Source organism: Streptomyces sp. NPDC057486 (assembly GCF_042802415.1).
In the GTDB taxonomy this organism is placed as follows: domain Bacteria; phylum Actinomycetota; class Actinomycetes; order Streptomycetales; family Streptomycetaceae; genus Streptomyces; species Streptomyces yanii.
In genome coordinates this window covers 1-17,112 of sequence record NZ_JBHVEE010000064.1, presented here as the reverse complement: position 1 = coordinate 17,112, position 17,112 = coordinate 1, and the positions used below count along the sequence as shown (strand labels likewise).

The 17,112-nt window shown below is 68.0% G+C and carries 17 protein-coding genes and 2 pseudogenes; 11 read left to right on the top strand and 8 right to left on the bottom strand.

What is annotated here, in order from left to right:
- Window positions 1-41: 41 nt before the first annotated feature.
- Window positions 42-269 (bottom strand): hypothetical protein, encoded by a 228-nt coding sequence (locus ACFU6I_RS26900; protein ID WP_345518944.1) that lies wholly within the window; start codon window positions 267-269, stop codon window positions 42-44.
- 445 nt (window positions 270-714) lie between these two features.
- On the opposite strand from ACFU6I_RS26900, the gene ACFU6I_RS26895 reads away from it, so the two are divergent.
- Together ACFU6I_RS26895 and ACFU6I_RS26890 are read left to right on the top strand one after the other, a co-directional pair.
- Window positions 715-2,010, top strand: a complete 1,296-nt coding sequence (locus ACFU6I_RS26895; RefSeq protein ID WP_384371347.1) for an N-acetylmuramoyl-L-alanine amidase — start codon at window positions 715-717, stop codon at window positions 2,008-2,010.
- Window positions 2,011-2,064: 54 nt separating this feature from the next.
- On the top strand, window positions 2,065-2,235 hold the full coding sequence (locus ACFU6I_RS26890; protein ID WP_384371345.1) for a hypothetical protein: 171 nt from the start codon (window positions 2,065-2,067) through the stop codon (window positions 2,233-2,235).
- Between the two features lie 170 nt (window positions 2,236-2,405).
- On the opposite strand, the gene ACFU6I_RS26885 is transcribed toward ACFU6I_RS26890, so the two are convergent.
- Complete coding sequence (locus tag ACFU6I_RS26885) at window positions 2,406-2,597, bottom strand: hypothetical protein (RefSeq protein ID WP_345518940.1); 192 nt, start codon at window positions 2,595-2,597, stop codon at window positions 2,406-2,408.
- Between the two features lie 281 nt (window positions 2,598-2,878).
- Here ACFU6I_RS26885 and ACFU6I_RS26880 point away from each other — a divergent pair, with 281 nt between their 5' ends.
- Complete coding sequence (locus ACFU6I_RS26880; protein ID WP_384371343.1) at window positions 2,879-3,640, top strand: MerR family transcriptional regulator; 762 nt, start codon at window positions 2,879-2,881, stop codon at window positions 3,638-3,640.
- A 192-nt stretch (window positions 3,641-3,832) separates the two neighbouring features.
- Here the strand turns inward: ACFU6I_RS26880 and ACFU6I_RS26875 are convergent, their stop codons facing one another.
- Together ACFU6I_RS26875 and ACFU6I_RS26870 are read right to left on the bottom strand one after the other, a co-directional pair.
- Window positions 3,833-4,243, bottom strand: coding sequence for an ATP-binding protein (locus ACFU6I_RS26875; protein ID WP_384371395.1), 411 nt, complete (start codon window positions 4,241-4,243; stop codon window positions 3,833-3,835).
- Between the two features lie 295 nt (window positions 4,244-4,538).
- Window positions 4,539-5,963: pseudogene (locus tag ACFU6I_RS26870) on the bottom strand (SpoIIE family protein phosphatase); the annotation flags it as partial.
- A gap of 120 nt (window positions 5,964-6,083) precedes the next feature.
- Between ACFU6I_RS26870 and ACFU6I_RS26865 the strand changes: the two are divergent.
- Together ACFU6I_RS26865 and ACFU6I_RS26860 are read left to right on the top strand one after the other, a co-directional pair.
- Window positions 6,084-6,764 (top strand): transposase, encoded by a 681-nt coding sequence (locus tag ACFU6I_RS26865; RefSeq protein WP_384371342.1) that lies wholly within the window; start codon window positions 6,084-6,086, stop codon window positions 6,762-6,764.
- Window positions 6,765-6,879: 115 nt separating this feature from the next.
- Window positions 6,880-7,086 (top strand): hypothetical protein, encoded by a 207-nt coding sequence (locus tag ACFU6I_RS26860; protein ID WP_384371340.1) that lies wholly within the window; start codon window positions 6,880-6,882, stop codon window positions 7,084-7,086.
- Between the two features lie 381 nt (window positions 7,087-7,467).
- Here ACFU6I_RS26860 and ACFU6I_RS26855 read toward each other — a convergent pair whose 3' ends face one another.
- Entirely contained in the window at window positions 7,468-7,731 is a 264-nt protein-coding gene (locus ACFU6I_RS26855; RefSeq protein WP_384371338.1) for a hypothetical protein, read from the bottom strand.
- A 92-nt stretch (window positions 7,732-7,823) separates the two neighbouring features.
- Here ACFU6I_RS26855 and ACFU6I_RS26850 point away from each other — a divergent pair.
- Window positions 7,824-8,132: pseudogene (locus tag ACFU6I_RS26850) on the top strand (transposase); the annotation flags it as partial.
- On the opposite strand, the gene ACFU6I_RS26845 reads toward ACFU6I_RS26850, so the two are convergent.
- Window positions 8,094-8,615, bottom strand: coding sequence for a hypothetical protein (locus ACFU6I_RS26845; RefSeq protein ID WP_384371336.1), 522 nt, complete (start codon window positions 8,613-8,615; stop codon window positions 8,094-8,096). The pseudogene ACFU6I_RS26850 and the gene ACFU6I_RS26845 sit on opposite strands and share 39 nt — an antisense overlap.
- 438 nt (window positions 8,616-9,053) lie before the next feature.
- Between ACFU6I_RS26845 and ACFU6I_RS26840 the strand changes: the two genes are divergently transcribed.
- Window positions 9,054-9,518 (top strand): phage tail protein, encoded by a 465-nt coding sequence (locus ACFU6I_RS26840; RefSeq protein WP_384371334.1) that lies wholly within the window; start codon window positions 9,054-9,056, stop codon window positions 9,516-9,518.
- 120 nt (window positions 9,519-9,638) lie between these two features.
- Window positions 9,639-10,130, top strand: coding sequence for a hypothetical protein (locus tag ACFU6I_RS26835; protein ID WP_384371332.1), 492 nt, complete (start codon window positions 9,639-9,641; stop codon window positions 10,128-10,130).
- Between the two features lie 230 nt (window positions 10,131-10,360).
- Here the strand turns inward: ACFU6I_RS26835 and ACFU6I_RS26830 are convergent, their stop codons facing one another.
- Together ACFU6I_RS26830 and ACFU6I_RS26825 are read right to left on the bottom strand one after the other, a co-directional pair.
- Window positions 10,361-12,514: an alpha-galactosidase gene (locus ACFU6I_RS26830; RefSeq protein ID WP_384371330.1), complete on the bottom strand. Its 2,154-nt coding sequence runs from the start codon at window positions 12,512-12,514 to the stop codon at window positions 10,361-10,363.
- A gap of 34 nt (window positions 12,515-12,548) precedes the next feature.
- Window positions 12,549-13,760, bottom strand: coding sequence for an ROK family protein (locus ACFU6I_RS26825; protein WP_384371328.1), 1,212 nt, complete (start codon window positions 13,758-13,760; stop codon window positions 12,549-12,551).
- A gap of 129 nt (window positions 13,761-13,889) precedes the next feature.
- On the opposite strand from ACFU6I_RS26825, the gene ACFU6I_RS26820 reads away from it, so the two are divergent.
- The 3 genes from ACFU6I_RS26820 to ACFU6I_RS26810 all read left to right on the top strand — a co-directional run bounded on the left by ACFU6I_RS26820 (window position 13,890) and on the right by ACFU6I_RS26810 (window position 16,998).
- Window positions 13,890-15,179 carry an ABC transporter substrate-binding protein gene (locus ACFU6I_RS26820; protein WP_384371326.1) on the top strand — a complete coding sequence of 430 codons (1,290 nt, stop codon included), beginning with the start codon at window positions 13,890-13,892 and terminating at the stop codon, window positions 15,177-15,179.
- A 185-nt stretch (window positions 15,180-15,364) separates the two neighbouring features.
- Entirely contained in the window at window positions 15,365-16,174 is an 810-nt protein-coding gene (locus ACFU6I_RS26815) for a carbohydrate ABC transporter permease (protein ID WP_384371393.1), read from the top strand.
- A complete protein-coding gene (locus ACFU6I_RS26810) occupies window positions 16,171-16,998 on the top strand; it encodes a carbohydrate ABC transporter permease (protein WP_384371324.1) in 828 nt (275 codons plus the stop codon). The genes ACFU6I_RS26815 and ACFU6I_RS26810 overlap by 4 nt, the downstream gene beginning before the upstream one ends.
- Window positions 16,999-17,112: the final 114 nt, after the last annotated feature.

Genomic DNA, 17,112 nt, shown 5'->3' with positions numbered 1-17,112 from the left:
CCGCCGCCCACGAGTAAAGCGGCGGGGCTTGGAAGACCCGATCACGCCAGCCGGTAAACGGCCTGGTCCGGATCCGGCCTCACGATCACTCCGTCATCGGCGAGGTCGCGCAGGCGGCGGCGGGCCTCCTTGCCCGCGGCCTCATCGCTTGTCGGCTCGTACCCGGCGACGCGCAGGGCCAGTACGGCACGCTGCGTGTCCCATATGCCGCCCAGCGCCTGGATCACTGCGGCGAGCGCCTGCTTGTTCGTCAGCAGCTTCTCAGTCATCTCATCCTCCCCTTTGATAGCCGCCACAGCGTGGCACACAACGGGAGCGCCACGAGTCCCGCGAGCTGAAGCGCCGTGGTGGAGGAGGACGCCGGTGTTCCACGTCCGCGCCTTGCTTGACCAGGGAGTATGGCTTGTTGACGGAGCACATGGGGAAGTTGGTCCGGGAATGGCCCGGATCTTGGTAGCCCATGGCGAAAGCCGTCGCCGACTGGGCCCCCAATCTGGTTCGTGGCGGACACCTTGGTGAGCAGCCCGGTCCCGTACGTCGTCCGTGGACGAGACCGAACTACGGTGTCAGGACTTCGTGTTGATAGTCAACGATCCTGAAAATCCTGGACATTGGGGCAGCCAACGGGTTAGAAGGAAGGCTGCCTGCTGGCGTACACGGAGTAGCGTGGCGTAGCGGCGAGAGACCCCGGACAGCCCTGGAGAGGAACGTCTCATGTCTTTCGAGCCCGTGTACATATCCCGGCGCAATGCCCTGCGGGCCGGCGCCGGCGCAGCCGCCGTCGCTGGTCTCGGGGCCGGCCAGCTGGCCGGTGCGAGCGGTGCCTCGGCCGCCGCTCCGGCCGACCTGTCCGACACCGCATACATCATGAGCTGCGACGAGTGGGGTGCCCGGCCGCCCGCCGGGGAGCTGACGACCCGTACGGGCTCCACCCGGCGGATCGTGGTGCACCACATGGCGTTCCCGAACACCATGGACTTCTCCATGGAGGCGGCCATCGCCTGCGCTGAGCGGGTCCAGTACATCCACATGGACAAGAACGGCTGGTCGGACACCGGAAACCACTTCAGCATCAGCCGCGGCGGCCATGTGCTGGAAGGCCGGCACGGCAGCCTGGACGCGCTCGAGGACGGCGGATACCAGATGGTCAGCGCGCACGCCGTCGGCCAGAACACCCAGTCGATCGGTATCGAGAACGAAGGTACCTACATCGACGAGCTGCCCACCGGCAAGCTGTGGTGGTCGCTGGTTCAGCTCTCCACCACCATCTGCACCCAGTACGGCTTCGGCGCCCAGAACATCACCGGCCACTGGGACTGGAACAACACCCAGTGCCCCGGTGCGAAGTTCTACTCCACCTTCCCGCTGTTGCGCCTGCACGTCGCCAAGCGCCTCGGCCAGCACCCGAGCACCATCCCGGCCCGCACCTGGCCCGACACGTTCACCTCCTGCGCGGGCGCCACGGTCCGTACGCTGCAGCACCTGCTGAACACCCAGAGCTTCAACCTCGTTGCGGACGGGGCCTTCGGCCCGGCCACGCTGGCAGCGGTGCGCGCCTTCCAGACGGCGCACGGCTTCCCCACCGCCTCGGACGGCACGATGACCGGGCCGACCTGGGAGGCGCTGGCCCCGGAGATCGGCATGGGTGCCACCGGGTCTGCGGTACTCGGCGTCCAGTCGATCCTGGCGACCAAGCTGTACGCCGTGAAGGCGACCGGCACCTTCGACCGGGCGACGTGGGTCGCGGTCGCCAAGCTGCAGGCCCTGCACGGGCTCCGGGTCACCGGGCGGGTGGACCTGAGCACCTGGTGTGCCGCGCTCGGCGGTGTGGTGGAGGAGAACTTCCGCGGGCTGAAGGGCCAGGCGGGGCTGGAAAGCGAGCTTGTCGTGCCGGAGGCCGAGACCCTGCCCCCCGTGACTCTCGCGGCGGACGGGGTCGTGGCGAGCGACGCACCCGCCACGCAGTTCGAGGAGTTCCCGGTCGACCAGGACGTCCAGGAAGGGGTGTAGGCCCTGCGCCGGCGGCGCCCGACCTCAGGGCGCCGTCGGGCCAGTACGGTGTCGATGGTCCCGAAGAACGCCGCGATCCCGGGCAGGTTCAGCTTCTTGGCCCGGGACGCGGCGAAGTCCTCGCCGCTCGCCCGCTTCGATGTCCAGCCACTCGCCGTCCGTGAGCCCGTCCAGGCGGCGTCGAGGAAGCCCTCGCGGTGCGCCTCGAAGTCGGCGACGCCTTAGGGCGGTCAGCAGCTCTCCGTGCGCCTAGGGCCTCTCGTTTGGATCATGCCGGGCTCGCGGGGTCTGGCACGCACATCTGCGGCGTTGTCGTCATTCACCATGACTCCGCCATGCCTCAATTTTCCGCCTTCTACTACAGCCGGAGATCTTGTGACGGAGCCCGCCTCAGCTCAGCTCCCCCTCGGCACCTCAATGTCGTAGACCAGCGCATACACGATGTCCCGGGCCTGGCGCAGGTCGTAGCCCGTCGTGTCCACGATCACCTTGACCGCCCGGAGGGTGTCGCCACCCAGCATGAACATGCGCGCGTCGGCCTGTGCCTCAGCCGGAACCGGCAGGACACGGGCTCGCCGTGGATCCACGCTCCGCGGGATTCTCGGCAGCCCGCCCTCCTTTTTCCTGCTCCCCAGCATCTTCAGTCCCCAACCCCTCACCCGTACGACCAGTTCGTGGAGCGCATCCTATGCGGACGGGCGCTCCGGCAGATTTCAACGGGGTCCGTACGGTCAACGGTGGATCTTCGCGAAGCCGGGAATCGGGTGAGCCTGGGTTCCGGGGTTGAAGTTGTCGTTGCGGCAGCTTCTACCGTCCTGAGCAGGGCCGGAGAGACCGGCCCGGTGACGCGTTTGTGAGGGAGGCGGCGATGGACTGGCCGATCGCGGAGGTTGCTCGGATGTCGGGCGTGACCGCCCGGACCCTGCGGCACTACGACGAGATCGGTCTGCTGCCGCCTGCCCGGATCGGAGCCAACGGCCACCGCTACTACGAGGAGCGTCAGCTGCTGCAGCTGCAGCAGATTCTCGTACTGCGGGCGCTGGGTGTAGGACTTCCCGAGATCGGCCGGATTCTGGCCGAGCAGCTCGACGAGGTGGAAGCCCTGCGTGGCCACCACCGGCGGCTGCTCGCCGAGCGGGACCGGCTCGACGCCCTGGCCGGCACCGTCTCCCGCACGATCACCGAACTGGAGCAGTCCAGGAAGGACGGCAGAACCATGACCGCCATCAACCGACCGGAGAACCTGTTCGAGGGCGTGCAGCCCTCCCAGTACGGGGAGAGCCTGCGTGACTTCCCCGAGCATGCCGAGGAGGTCGCCCGCAGGGTCGCCGCGATGACCCCGCAGGACGTCGAGGCCGGACAGCGCGAGCGCACGGCGCAGATGATCCGGCTGGCCGAGCTGATGGCCGCCGGCCACGCGGCCGACGCCGAGCCTGTGCAGGTCGAGATCGACGCCCAGTACCGGGCCCTGGTCCAGCTGCGGGCCGTGTCCGCCGAGGAGTACCGCGCCATGGGGCGCTCCTGCGTGGACAACGACGCCTGGCGCGCCGCATACGAGGCGATCACACCGGGTCTGGCCGCGTACCAGCGGAACGCCATCGAGGCGTATGCCGCTACCCGGCTGAGCTGAAGGGACCGGGCTGCCCCGCGGGAACCGGCCCGCAACAGCGGGCTTCTGACTGTCGCACCGACAGGCTCACTCGCCCGACCCTGCAGGTGCCGGGTGAGGTGCTGCCCGGGTGAGGCCGACGATGACGGCATCGCGGGGCGGGGACGGGTAGGTGTGGCCGTCACTCTGCAGACGGTCCTTTGCTCCCGCCGTCTATTGGACGGATCCGGCTGTTGGCTCAGAGTGAGGGGACGCCGGGGTGGGGAGGGTCTGTTCGCTCCAGACTGTCTTGCCGTCGGCGGTGTAGCGGGTGCCCCATCTTTGGGCGAGTTGAGCGACGATGAACAGGCCGCGTCCCCCTTCGTCGACTGTGCGGGCGTGGCGCAGGCGGGGGGAGGTAGCACTGTTGTCGTGGACTTCGCAGGTGAGGGTGCGGTTCTTGATGAGGCGTAGTTTCAGGGGTGGGGCTCCGTAGCGGATCGCGTTGGTGACCAGTTCGCTGACGATCAGTTCGGCTGCGTAAGCGGTGTCTTCGTTCACGTTCCAGTCTGTGAGTGTCCGGCGGGTGTGCCGGCGGGCGGTGGCGGCTGCTGTGGGGTCGTGGTTGAGGAGCCAGGTAGCCAGGAAGTGGGCGGGGAAGGGCCGGGCGCGGGCGAGGAGGAGGACGGCGTCGCTGGGGCGTGCCTTGCTGAGGAGGGTATAGAGGATGTCGTCGCACAGGTCCTGGAGAGGCCGGCCGGGTTGAGCGAGGACGTTGTGCAGCAGTGCGGGGGCACTGTCGGGATCGGCGGGGGGTGTGGGCAGGATCGCGGGGGTGTAGAGGGCGAGGATGCTGCCGTGGGGGAGGCCGGTGGAGGTGGCGGCGAAGGGGGGGACCTTCCGCGCTGCCCAGGAGAGGCCCGGGGGTGCTGTCCGGGACCTCGGTGCTGCTGTCGGGATAGATGATCACGGGCGTGGTGTGCCCGGCCCGTGCGAAGGTGCACGTGCGGGTGACCGGGTCGTAGACCGCGTAGACGCAGCTTGCCGAGAACGGTTGCTGGTGCAAGGGGTCGCCGGGGGGCAGAGCCGCGCGCTCTGCTGCCAGGAAGACTGCGGTGTCGTTGAGGCGCGCGAGAAGCTCGTCGGGTTGCAGGTCCAGCGCGGCCAGAGAGCGGATGACGGTACGCAGTTGTCCCATGGTGATGGCGGCTTGGATGCCGAGGCCGGTGACCTCTCCGACGACCAGAGCAGTGCGGGCGCCGGACAAGGGAATCGAGTCGAACCAGCCTCCCCCACCGCCGGCGCCGGGCACGTACAGATCTGCGGTCTCGATGGTGCTGTCCGAGGCGGGATAGCGGGGGAACTGCTGGCGCTGGACCGTGGCGGCGATGGTGTGCTCGCGGGTGAATCGGCGGGCGTTGTCGATACACAGGGCGATGTGGGCGGCCACATCGACAGCAAGGCCGACATCGTCCTCGTTGTAGGGATCGGACCCGCCGGTTCGGAAGAGGTTCAGCACTCCCAGGGTCGTTCCGCGCAGAGTCAGGGGTGCCACGATGAGTGTGTGCGCTCCGGCTGTACGGACCTCCCTGGCCCTGGAGGCGTCGAGCCACGGGCTGTCGGGACTCACGGCCACGAGACGGGGACGGAAGTCGCTCATGGCCTGCGCGTAGGGGAGCAGCAAGTTGAGGCTCCGCACGTCACCCACCGAATAGCCCTGTACGTGCAGGCCGTCGCGGGCGCGGAAGGCGGCACGGCGCAGAGCAACATCGTGAGCCAGTGGCCCTATCGGGGACTCCTCGCCGCGTACCACAGCATCTACGACGTTCACCGCGGCGACGTCGGCAAAGCCGGGCACCAGGGTCTCCACCAGCTCCTGGCAGGTGGCGATCACGTCCAGGGTCCGTCCCACACGCTCGCGCACGGCGTTCAGGACTCGCAGCCGGGCACGCGCCTGCTCCGGTTCCGTGACATCGACCACCGTGACAGCCAGTCCCAGGATCGTCCCTTGCAGGTTCTGCAGGCGGAACACCGACACCGACCGGATTTTTTCCCGCTCCTGTTCGGCCTCCAGCCGCGTGCGGAGGAGATACTCGCGCACGGGCACGCCGCTTTCCAGCACACCACGGAGCATTTCCTCCACTTCGTCGGGCGCGGGCAGGCCGGCGTATGCCTCGGCGAAATACCGTCCGAGCAGGCCTTCGACCGCCACCCCACGCATGGCCCGCGTGGCGGTGTTGACCCGCACGACCCGCAGTTCGGTGTCCAGAACGTGCAGCCCTACAGGTGACTGGGTGAACAAGGCGTCCAAGATTGCCCCTTCCGCCCAGTCCCCCGCAGCCCCACCCGCCGACGTCCGGCACATCGGGTCCTCATCCGACATAATGATCACCTCCGCCACCCAGACTGCCCGACACAGTTGCCGATGGACCGCCACGCCACGTCGGGTACCCGATAAGCCCCAGCACGACTGCGAACCGCAGGAGTGAGGGGCCCTGCGGTTGTCGGACAGCGGTGTTGGGGGTTCCCGGCATCCTGGACCGATGACCGGGAGCGCTGCCGGGCGGCCGGCAGCGACGATGCGGTGCCGTTCGCGACCGAGAACGAGCACTTCAGGATGATGCTGCGGCGTGCCGTCGACGCCGGTGTGCCGTTTGCCTCGGTGGCCGCGGACGAGGCGTACGGGCAGGTCAAGCACACCCGCCTCTGGCTGGAGAAACGGACGATCCCGCACGTGATGGCCACCAAGGTCAACAACATGGTGATCACGACGAACTGGCGCGAGGAACGCGTCGACGACCACCTGATGGCCGCGCTGCCCCGGCAACGCTGGAAGAGGATCTCGGGCGGGCAGGGCGCGTACGGGGAGCGGATCTACGACTGGGCCAGCGTCGCGATCCGCCCCTGCTGGGAGAACGGCTTCGGGCACTGGGTCCTGGCCCGCCGCAGCGCGGTCTTATCCACGGGTGGCTGCGCCACCTACGTCCGGCGTCCTCGGAAGGGCGGCCAACGCGCGGTGGACGGCGACGGGGGTGCAGTTCGCTGCTCGGCATCTGGCGCCAACTCAAGAGCTGACCGTGCGCAGAACGAGATCTGTGACGTCACGTGGACGCGAAGCAAGAATTTCCACCTCGCATCTGGATTCGGCTCATGTCTGCCGGATTGAGCCAGAGAAGGATCTCCTGTCGCCAACCGCGAACAACTCCGTCGCTCCGCAGACCGGTTCGGGCTACACCAGAGAGTTGGGAGTGGAGCCTGCCTGTGACTGGAGGACTGGTCGAGTGCTGACGATCAACGTGGCGGTACTGCTCGCAGTCATTGTTGTCCTGCGGCTGCGCCGTCGGACAGAGGCCAGGAGCCGACTGGACGAGAAGTTCACCGTGGTCATCGTGCTGGCCCTCGGGGTGCTGATTGCCCCGACAGACCTCGGTCAGGGAATTCTGAGCGTCCTGACCCAGCTCGTGCAGGGCATCTCGCAGTCGGGCTGAGAAACCACGGCCGGTCGGCGGTGCGGCTGGCGAAGGTCGCCCGCCTGCCGGTCGTGGGTGCCGTCGCTTCCGGGAGGGCGGTGACACGGCGCCGTCCCGGAAGCTTCAGGACGCTGGCGCCCTTCAGGGTCGGCCTGGGCGCTGCTGACTCACTCTCCGTGCCGGGTGGGGTGCCCGGGCGGTGACGCGCGAGCGGGCGGCGTGTTCGTCACCTGGATGGCCCGCAGCCTGCTGGTGTCTGGTGTCCGTCCTGTTCGAACCCTGCGGGTGAGTCGGATGCTGACCTGCGATCTGCAAGGTAGGTCCGGACGGTGGACGGCGAGGTTGCCCGGACCTGCCTTGCGGATTCGGTGTCCACTCGGCCCTGGTGTTCCTAGGTGGTCAGCTCAGCTGCTCGGCGTAGTAGTCCCGGTGCGCGTCGACGGGGTTGCTACACGCGAAGGTGGAGCGCAGGCAGATCTGGATCTTCAGGCGGTCGAAGCCGCCGACCAGGTCAGGATCACCGATAGGGAAACTGTAGGACACCCTGTTGTGGGTGGAGGCGGTCCTGGTTGTGCTGGCGATCTTGGTGGTTCCGGCGTAGGCCTCGAAGTAGACGGTCGTGCTGGAGCCGTCGTCGTCGAGGTCTTCCACGTAGCCTTGCACGGTCGCGGAGCGATTGGTCCAGGCGACCCCGTCGGCGGCAATCCCCGCGCAGGGCAAGGTGTCAACGCACACGGTGAAGGAGTCGTTAGTAGGCGTACTCCTCCCGGGCTATCCGGGCCGCGCTCAGGCACCGTGGCATCAAGGCCACCATCCCCGAACGCTCCGACCAGGTCGGCAACCGGCGTCGAAAGGGCAGCGCCGGCGGCCGCCGCCCCGCCTTCGACCGGGAGGCATGCAAGCACCGAAACGTCGTGGAACGCTGCTTCAACCGGCTCAAACAGTTCAGGGCCGTCGCCACACGGTTCGACAAGCTCGCCACCCGCTACCAGGCGGGACTGCAGCTGAGTTCGCTCATCTTGTGGCTACGCGATCTGGTGCCGCGACCACCGGGCGAACAGACTTCGCCGCCTGCGAGGTTGAGTCGTGAACGCCGTTTGCGAGACTCCCAGCGCATCGAGCCGTGACATGAGCCGAACCTCTTGCTCTGATGTGACAGCGATCCACAGGGCTGTGCCCGTGTCGCTGGCGCTGAAGATTTCTCGACCCTGTTGCCACGCCTCGGCATGAATCGTGTAGGGAGCCAAGGCCAGAAGCACGTCGAACTGCACGTCGTCGCGAACATCGACGTCAATCCCCATGCCAGGATCACCTTTCGCAGACCGGACGCCCTCGGCCACCTCGTTGGCGGCCATCGACAACACCTGCTCGTACGCGGGCGCCACTTCCCGTGGCCAGGCGATATCGCTGTAGGCATCAACGTGAGCCGTCTCGATGCTGTCTCGCAGGACACGAAGCGCCTCACGGTGAACACGTACCACGTCTGCTGCCTCCAGGCCGTCTCGGAGGAACAGGTCTCGACGTTGTTCATCGGCTTCACTGGTCATGCGGCTCAGCCTTTCACGCGCCGATGTCGTCCGTTTGACGGGCCTGACCTTTCGCGGCTGCGGCTGCCGTTGTGGCCACGCAGCTGACGACTTCGCTCGCCCACAGCTTGATCATTTATCAGACAGGGCTAGGGCGCGGGGTCTGGCGTTGCTGGCGCTGGGGTGGTGAAGGTCGCGACGGCGGAGCAATTGCAGGGAGTTGGTACTGCCAGGCACAGCCGTGCTGCGGGCGAGGGATACCTGGGAGCCGGTGGCGTCCCGCACGGAGCGATGTGCCGTGCGGGACGCGTATGCGGGCCGGGAGAGGCTGTTGCCGATGGGTTCAGCGGTAGATCCTCTGGTCCCCTTCTCGTCCCCCTCCAGACATCGTGTCCCCCAGGTGCGCCCGACGAGAGTGGCACTACAGTTGGCTTGATAGATCGTCATCAGGAGGGGTCCATGCCGTACGTCGTCGACTTCGTGAATGTGTCCACCGTCGGCTTGGAATCGTCCCCGATCGCGGAGTCTCTCGCTGGGCTACGCGCCAACGAGGCGCGCTATTACAAGAACAAGTACGATCACGTCTTCACCGTCAGCCCGGCAAGCGAGGCACCCGAGACGCTCGACTGGGTGAACCGCATCCTCGCCCAGGAGCGCGAGATCGTCTTCTCCGCCCGCCCGCTCGAGGTGACTTCCTTCGAGGTGGACGGTTTTCGGATGGCCTACGTGTTCTACGAGTCCGGCCTGTCAGTCAACGTGATGTACGGCATCGAAGAAGGGGCGAAGCGCGCAGTCGGGTTCAAGCTCTCAGAGGGCATGGAGGTTCCCGAGGAGTTGGCTTCGCGCTTCAAGTTCGCGCGTCAAAAGTCAAAGCTGGCCGGCGTGATCCGCGGCTCCTTCTTCGTGATCAAGGGCGAATACTGAGCTCGGATGCACCGGTTGACGTCTGCGGAACGTGACGCCCGGAAACAAAAAGATGCCTCGTGACCTGCGAGGATGGGACTTCTCTAGGGTTCCATCCGGCAAGTACAGCAAGGCATCTACATGCAATCTTCCCATGCCCCCGCAGCGGTCCTGTCCGCGTTCGATGACCCGACTCTGGTGGCGTACGGCTCCCTGGAGCCGCTGGTGCGCCTGGCCGAACGGTGCGGGCTGCCGAGCCTGATCGCTGAGCGGGTGCGTATGCCGGTCACGGCCGACGGGGTGGGGGCGTTTCCCGCCGCGAAGGTCATGGCCTTGGTCACGGGGATGGTGGCGGGTGCGGACAGCATCGCGGATATGGACCGGTTGCGGCACGGCGCGATGGAACGCCTCTTCGGCGGGGTCCGCGCACCCTCCACCCTCGGGTCGTTCCTGCGCGCATTCACGCACGGGCATGTGAAGCAACTGCACGCGGTCGCCCGCCGGTTGCTGCCGCAACTCGCCTCCCACACCCCGCTCCTCCCCGGAGCGGCAACGGTGGCCTACCTGGACATCGACGAAACGATCCGCCGCACCCACGGCTATGCCAAGCAGGGCGCCGGCTACAAGCACTGACCGAGGGGGAGGGGACCCGGTTCTGCAGCATCCTGCGGTGCTGCGGGGTGATCCGACGGCGGCCGATGCGGGCGTGAGCAGTACACACGCGCCCTCGGATGAGGATCGAGCTGCAGTTCTCGGATCTGGCCCGGCTCCCGGATGGCATCCGGGAGCCGGGTCAGCACCACGACTTGTGAAGCGGGTGGCGCATGCGCAACGTCATGCGGTCCCGAGGTGCGATGGCCCGATCAGAGGGCGCGCAGGTGGACCAGTGCCGCGCTCTGGGGTGCTCGCGCGGGACCCGGTAGCCCGAGTGCTCCCAGCGCGGCGCCGGAGGCCTGGATGCCCGTGATTTCCCAGGTCACTGACGGGTCGGTTGGAGTGACGAGCGAGGCGCGGTAGGTGCGGTCCGGGTCGAGTCCTGGGATGCGGAGCCGTGGTGGCACGGGCACGATCTCGTCGAGCTGGGCGTAGGAGAAGAGCGCCTCCGACCGGTCGCGGGCGACCACTCCGTGGGCGAGCAGGCCGTCGGGCAGTTCGACGCGTGTCAGTCGGCCTGTGTGCAGGAGTGTGCGGTGCTGCTTGTAGAGGTCGATCCAGCACGCGAGGCGGTCCACCTCGTGGGCCGGCACCTTTGTGAGGTCCCACTGGACGCCGAACTGGCCGAAGAAGGCCGTGGCCGCGCGCAGGTCCAGAGTGCTGGTCCGGCCGGTCTGGTGGGAGACCGGCGCGGCGACATGAGCGCCGAGGTACTCCAGCGGGGCGAGCTGGGCGGTCCAGTGCTGGATCGGCTGGCGGGACAGCGGATCGGTGACGTCGGAGGTCCAGGTGCTCTGGACGCGTTCGAGTACGTCCAGGTCGATCCTGCCGCCTCCCGAGGCACAGCTCTCCCACGAGATGCCGGGATGGCGGCGGGCCAGTTCGTCGAGGAGTTCGCGGAAGGCGAGGGTCTGCCGCCGTGACGCGGGCCGGCCGGAGCCGTGTGAGTCACCGCCGTCGATCTGGTCGCGGTTGTGGTCCCACTTGACGAAGTCGATCCGGTGCGCCGCCGCAAGGCGGCCGAATGCGTCGAGCAGGTGTGTCCGCACCTCCTCCCGGCTGAGATCGAGCAGGTAGCAGTTGCGTTCCAGCACGGGCGACCGGTCGCCCGTGCGCAGGATCCAGTCGGGGTGGTCGCGGTAGACCGCGGAGTTCGGATTGACGGCCTCGGGCTCCCACCAGAGTCCGAACTCCATCCCCTTCTCGTGCACCCGGTCCACAAGGGGTGCCAGCCCGTCCGGCCACACCGCCGGGTCGGGGGTCCAGTCGCCCAGGCCGTCGTCGAGGGAGGTGCGGCCCGCGAACCACCCGTCGTCGAGCACGAAGCGCTCGGCGCCCAACCTGGCCGAGATGTCGACCAGCGCGGTCAGTGTGTCGAGGTCGTGGTCGAGGTAGACCGCCTCCCACGGGTTGAACATGACGGGTGCGGGCGAGGACGGATGGGCGGCGAGCGACCGGATGTACTGATGGGTCGCGTCCGCCAGGCCGTCGAGCCCGCGCGCGGACGCGGCCACGTGCACCCAGGGCATCGCGTACGTTTCGCCCTCAGCGAGCACCAACTCGCCCGGGTGCAGCAACTCGCCGGCCCGGACGACGGCGGTGCCGGAGCTGAGCTGCTCGACGGTATACCGGTGGTTGCCGCTCCAGGCGAGGTGGACACCGAGCACCTCGCCGTCGCCGTATCCGAAGCCAGGGGTGCCGACCACGATCAGGCCGGTGCCGTCGAGGATGCGCATGCCGCGGCGGTGCTCCCGGACCCACTGCCCGTCCGCGAGGGCACGGCGCTGGGGCTGCCGCTCGCGGGCCCATCGCCCGGTGAAGTCGAGGATCTCGCCCGCGCCGGTCGGAACGGGGATTACCACGTCGAGCGCGTCGACCACATAGGGGCCGGTGCCGGCGTTGGTCAACAGGTGCCGGAGGCGGAGCCCTCCCCCCGGGACGGCTTCGGCCTCGAAGCGCAGTTCGAGGCCTGCTGCCTTGTCGGTGGCCTGGACCACGAGCGAGCCGTCGTCGCACCGCATTGCGCCGGGACCGAAAGCGGTGGACCAGTCGCTCCGCGGGCCTTCGGGGCCGATCCGGTGACCGAGCAGTGCGGGCCGTCCGAGGTAGCCGCGCGCGTGCTCCGGGAGCACGCTGACCGGTGAGCCGATCAGCCAGGAGTTCCAGGCCGTGGTCTCGACCGAGGCGGGGATCGTCAGGGACCGGACGTCCGTCGCCGCCAGGGAAAGCCCCATCCACCCGATGTCGGGCAGGCCGTCCGCCCGCGGCAGCAGGACCATCGTTGTGGTCTCGGTCCCGCCGAGGCCGGAGAGGGACACGGGGGCGGTGGGCGCGGGCACGGCAACGCGTCCGGGCTCGATCATTCGGTGACTCCTTGGTGCGGTGAGAGGGGGCGGATCAGGCCTGCACTGCGAGCAGGCGCGCCTTGAGATCGTCGAGGGCCAGCCGGGCGGCGCCGAGGGCGACGGACTCGTCGCCGAGCAGGGACACGCGGAACTCCGGCGAGTTGAGGGAGGTCGTGGCCAGGTGCCGCTCGAACGGACCGGTGAGCACGTCCCCCGCGCGGGTCAGGCCGCCGCCGAGCACGACGAGGTCGGGGTCGACGGCGTGGACCAGGACGGAGGCGCCCAGGGCGAGGGCCTCGGCGACGCGGTCGACGGTGCGCACCGCAGTGCGGTCGCCGTTCGCGGCCGCTTCGAAGAGCGCCCGGACGTCGTCGCTGGTGGACTCCTCGGCGGTCGAGCCCGCGAGCTTGCGGCTCTCGTGGTCGAGTTGCGCCATCGCGTCGGCCCACCCCAGGATCTTCATGGAGCCGACGGACGCCGCTAGGCCGTGGCGTCCGTTGTGGATCTGCCCGTTGATGACGATCGCGGCCCCGAGGCGGCGGCCGGCGTGCATGTAGACGAGGTCGCGCGCCTCGGCGGCGGCGCCCTGCCACTGCTCGGCCACCGCTGCGAGGTAGATGTCGTTGGAGACCAGCACGTCGCGCTTGAAGCGCCTCGATACCTCCGAGACCACGTCGATCTTGTCGAAGCCCGGGAGCGAGTAGACGTCCAGGTCCTGGCCCGCAGGAACGGTGCGGATGTCCTTGACCTCCGAGCCGTTGGCCGCCACGCCGGTGATGCCGCAGGCCACCGAGCGGATGTGTTCCCAGCTTGTCCCGGTCTGCCGGACGGTCGTCTCGACCAGACGAGCCGCCGCCCCGATGCGCCCGGCCGGCCCGAGGCCGGAGTCGACGCTGCGTCTGCGCACCGCCACGACGTTCCCGCGCAGGTCGCAGACGACCACGGCCACCTTGTGGGCGCCGATGTCGACTCCGACGACGGCGAAGTTCTCGGCCACGACCTCGTAGCGCCGGGCCGGCCGTCCCGCGGACCGCTCGCCGTTGGGACGGTCGAGCGCCTCACGGACGAAGCCCTGGTCCAGCAGCGTCGCCACCAGTTCCTCGGCGGTGGGGCGGGAGACTCCGACGATCTTACGCACGTCGCTGACCGTCAGCGACGCGGCGTCGAGGAAGGCCCGCACCGTGGCTGCGAGGTTGAGCTTGCGCAACAGGTGGGCATCGCCCGCACGGCCTGCGGGAGCCGCGCTGCGCTGGGTTTTACGCATGTCTTGACTCACAGCGTCACGCTATCTAAATTGACGCCCCGACAGCAATATTGACAAGAAACTTACTTAACCTAATTGCGTCGAACGACGCCCCCGGTGGGTTCGACCAGCAAGGAAAGCAGGGGTTCGATGAGCAAGCGGGCCAACTGGGTCGCGATGGCCGCGGCATTGGGCCTGGTCGCACTGACAGGCTGTGCCGTCGGCGGCGGGAGCGAAGGCGGAGACGGGAACAGTTCGGGCGGTGACGTGACGCTGAGCCTGCTCACCTTCGAGACCCCCAACCTCACCGCCTCCTACTGGGACGACATCATCGCCAGGACCAGCGCCAAGGTGCCGGGGGTGAAGATCAAGAAACTCGTTGCGCCGAGTGCCGAGCAGCGCAACGAGTACGCGCGCCAGCTCGACTCGACCGGCGCACTTCCCGACATCATGGTCGCGATCGACCCTGCCGGACTGGCGGAAGGCGGCAAGCTCGCTCAGTTCAGCAAGAAGCAACTGGCGGACTGGGTCAGCCCGACCGCGAACAGCTTCAACGGCAAGATCTACCAGCTTCCCACCAACTCGCAGACCTGGCAGATCTACTACCGCAAGGCGGCCTTCGAGAAGGCGGGCATCACCACTCCTCCGAAGAAATGGGACGACCTGCTCGCCGCGGTCGGCAAGCTGAAGGCGGCGGGGATCAAGCCGTTCGTCATCGGCGGCGGTGCTCCGGACGGCCTCGGCCCGCGATGGACCTTCTCCCAGCTGGTGGCCGACGAGGTCTACGCCAAGGACCCGAAGTGGCTCGACGAGCTGGTCGCAGGAAAGACCGACTTCAGCGACCCGCTGTTCGTCAACGCGGCGACCAAGATGAAGGCGCTGGCGGGCAAGGAGAACGTCGACAACCTGTCGGCCACCTACGCACAGGCGCAGGAGGCGTTCCTCGCGGGCAAGGGCGCGATGTATCCGATGGGCTCGTGGTTCCCGGCGGCCCCGGACAAGGCGCAGCAGAAGCAGATCGGCGTCTTCCCCATGCCCACGCAGGACGGCTCGTTCGTCTTGCCTGTGTACACCGGCGGCGGGCTGTCGGTGAGTGCCAAGGCCGCCGACGTCGCCAAGGCCAAGAAGTGGGCCATCGCGTTCTCCAAGCTGAACGCCGACGGCGGGGCGAGGTACGACGGCTTGTTCGTCGCCCTCAAGGGCTACAAGCCGCCGTCCGGCCTGCCGCCGCTGTACAACACCACCCTCGATCTCTACAACACGGCCCAGTCCAGCGGAACCGTGACTCCGAGCTTCGGTAACGAGGGCGGCGTCCCGGCTCTGCCGTCGGGCTTCATACCCAAGGTCGACGGGGCACTGAACGATCTCCTCAACGGCCGTGCGGACGTGGGCAAGTTCGTCGCGACGCTGAACAAGCAGTTCAAGGAGCTCTCGAAGTGACGCACCCCCTGCGCTCCCGGACGGGGGACGTTGCCGCTGGAGGAATCCCGCGGCCCGGCCGGCAGGAGCCCACTGCGGCCCCGTCCGGACGCACGGGTGGGCCGCGCAGGCGTCGCACCTGGACATGGCCGTCGGTGGGAGCCTTCGCTGTCTTCGTCCTGCCGACCCTCACGGTCTTCACCGCGATGGTCCTGGCACCCATCCTCTGGACCCTCTGCATCGGGATGACCGATGAGCGCGCCACCCGCCCGAACACCTCTTTCGTGGGCCTGGACAACTACGGTTCCCTCCTCGGGGACGAGGAGTTCCGGCACTCCTTGTGGAACACCGTGGTGATCACGGTGATCGTGGTGCTGTTGACGAACCTGCTCGGTCTCGCGATCGCCCTGCTGCTGCGCCGGCAGGGTCGGCTCTACAGCCTGCTGCGCGGCGTCTACTTCACACCGGTGATCCTTTCCGCCGTGGTGGTGTCGGTGATCGGGCGCTCGATCCTGGCGGACGACGGCCTGCTGAACAGCACCCTCGTCTCGCTGGGGGTCAAGAGCCCGCCGGGCTGGCTCACGGATCCGTCGTACGCGATCTACTCCGTCTCCGGGATCATGGTCTGGCAGTTGCTCGGCTTCGCTGTCGTGGTCTACCTCGCCGGGCTTGCGGGGATCCCTGTCGAGCTCGATGAGGCGGCGAGCCTCGACGGCGCCGGCCCCTGGCAGCAGTTCCGCGCGATCACCTGGCCGATGCTCGCGCCCGCGCTGACGATCAACACCGTGATGCTGATGATCAGCGCGTTCAAGGTCTACGACCAGATCGCCGTGCTCACCAACGGCGGCCCCGGCACCGACGGAACGGCCACCGTCGCTTTCGAGGTGATCCGCACCGCCTTCTCCGAGCAACGCCCGGGAGTGGCGTCCGCGATGGCCGGGATCATGCTCGTCGTCGTCTCGGTCGCGAGCGTGACCACGCTCAAGCTCCTGCAACGACGAGAGGTGAACCTGTGAACTCCCGAACGCCGTGGATGCGGCCGCTGTTGGCCACTGGCGTGGCGGCCGTCTTCTGTCTGCCGCTCTACGTGGCGCTGGTCAACGCTTTCAAAACCAGTGCCAAGGTCGTCGGATCGCCGCTCGCGCTCCCGGTTCCGCCGACCCTCGACAACATCGTGCAGGTGCTCCAGCGGCCTGACGGGCTGTTCTGGTACGGCCTCGTCAACTCCGTCATACTGACCACCCTGTCGATCCTGATCACCACCGTGCTGGCCGCGATGTCGGCCTACCATCTCGTGCGGTCGGGCCGCTGGTGGAGCCGTGCCGTCCTCGGCGTCATGCTGACCGGCCTGATGATCCCGCCCGCAGTGATCATGCTTCCGATCACACGGATCCTCAACGCCATCGGGCTGATGCACACGATGCCGGGCGCGGTGCTGGTCAACGTCGGGTACTACCTGCCGTTCGCGGTGTTCGTCTTCATGGGCTTCATCCGCTCGATCCCGCGCGAACTCGAAGAGGCCGCAGCGGTCGACGGTGCCGGCCGGATCCGGATCTTCTGGCAGGTTGTCTTCCCGCTCCTGCGGCCGGCCTCGGCCAGCGTGCTGATCTTCGTCGGGGTCTGGGTCTGGAACGACTTCCTGACCCCGCTCCTCGTCCTGGGCCCGGGCGCCGGGAACACCGTCACCGTCGGGATCTTCCGCTCCATCGGCCCCTACCAGCAGGACTTCGGGGCGGTGTTCGCCTTCATGCTGCTGGCCACACTGCCCGTCCTGGCCTTCTACCTCGCGTTCCAGAAGCACTTCGTCCGTGGCCTGACCGGTGGCGCCACAAAGGGCTGACCGGCACAAGCGGCCGGTGCAGCGCAGTTTCCGTCAAAGATGACAGGAGCACCATCATGCAGTTCTCAAAGAGCACGGCTTCCCAGCACACCCCGCGCAGAGCTGTACTTCGCG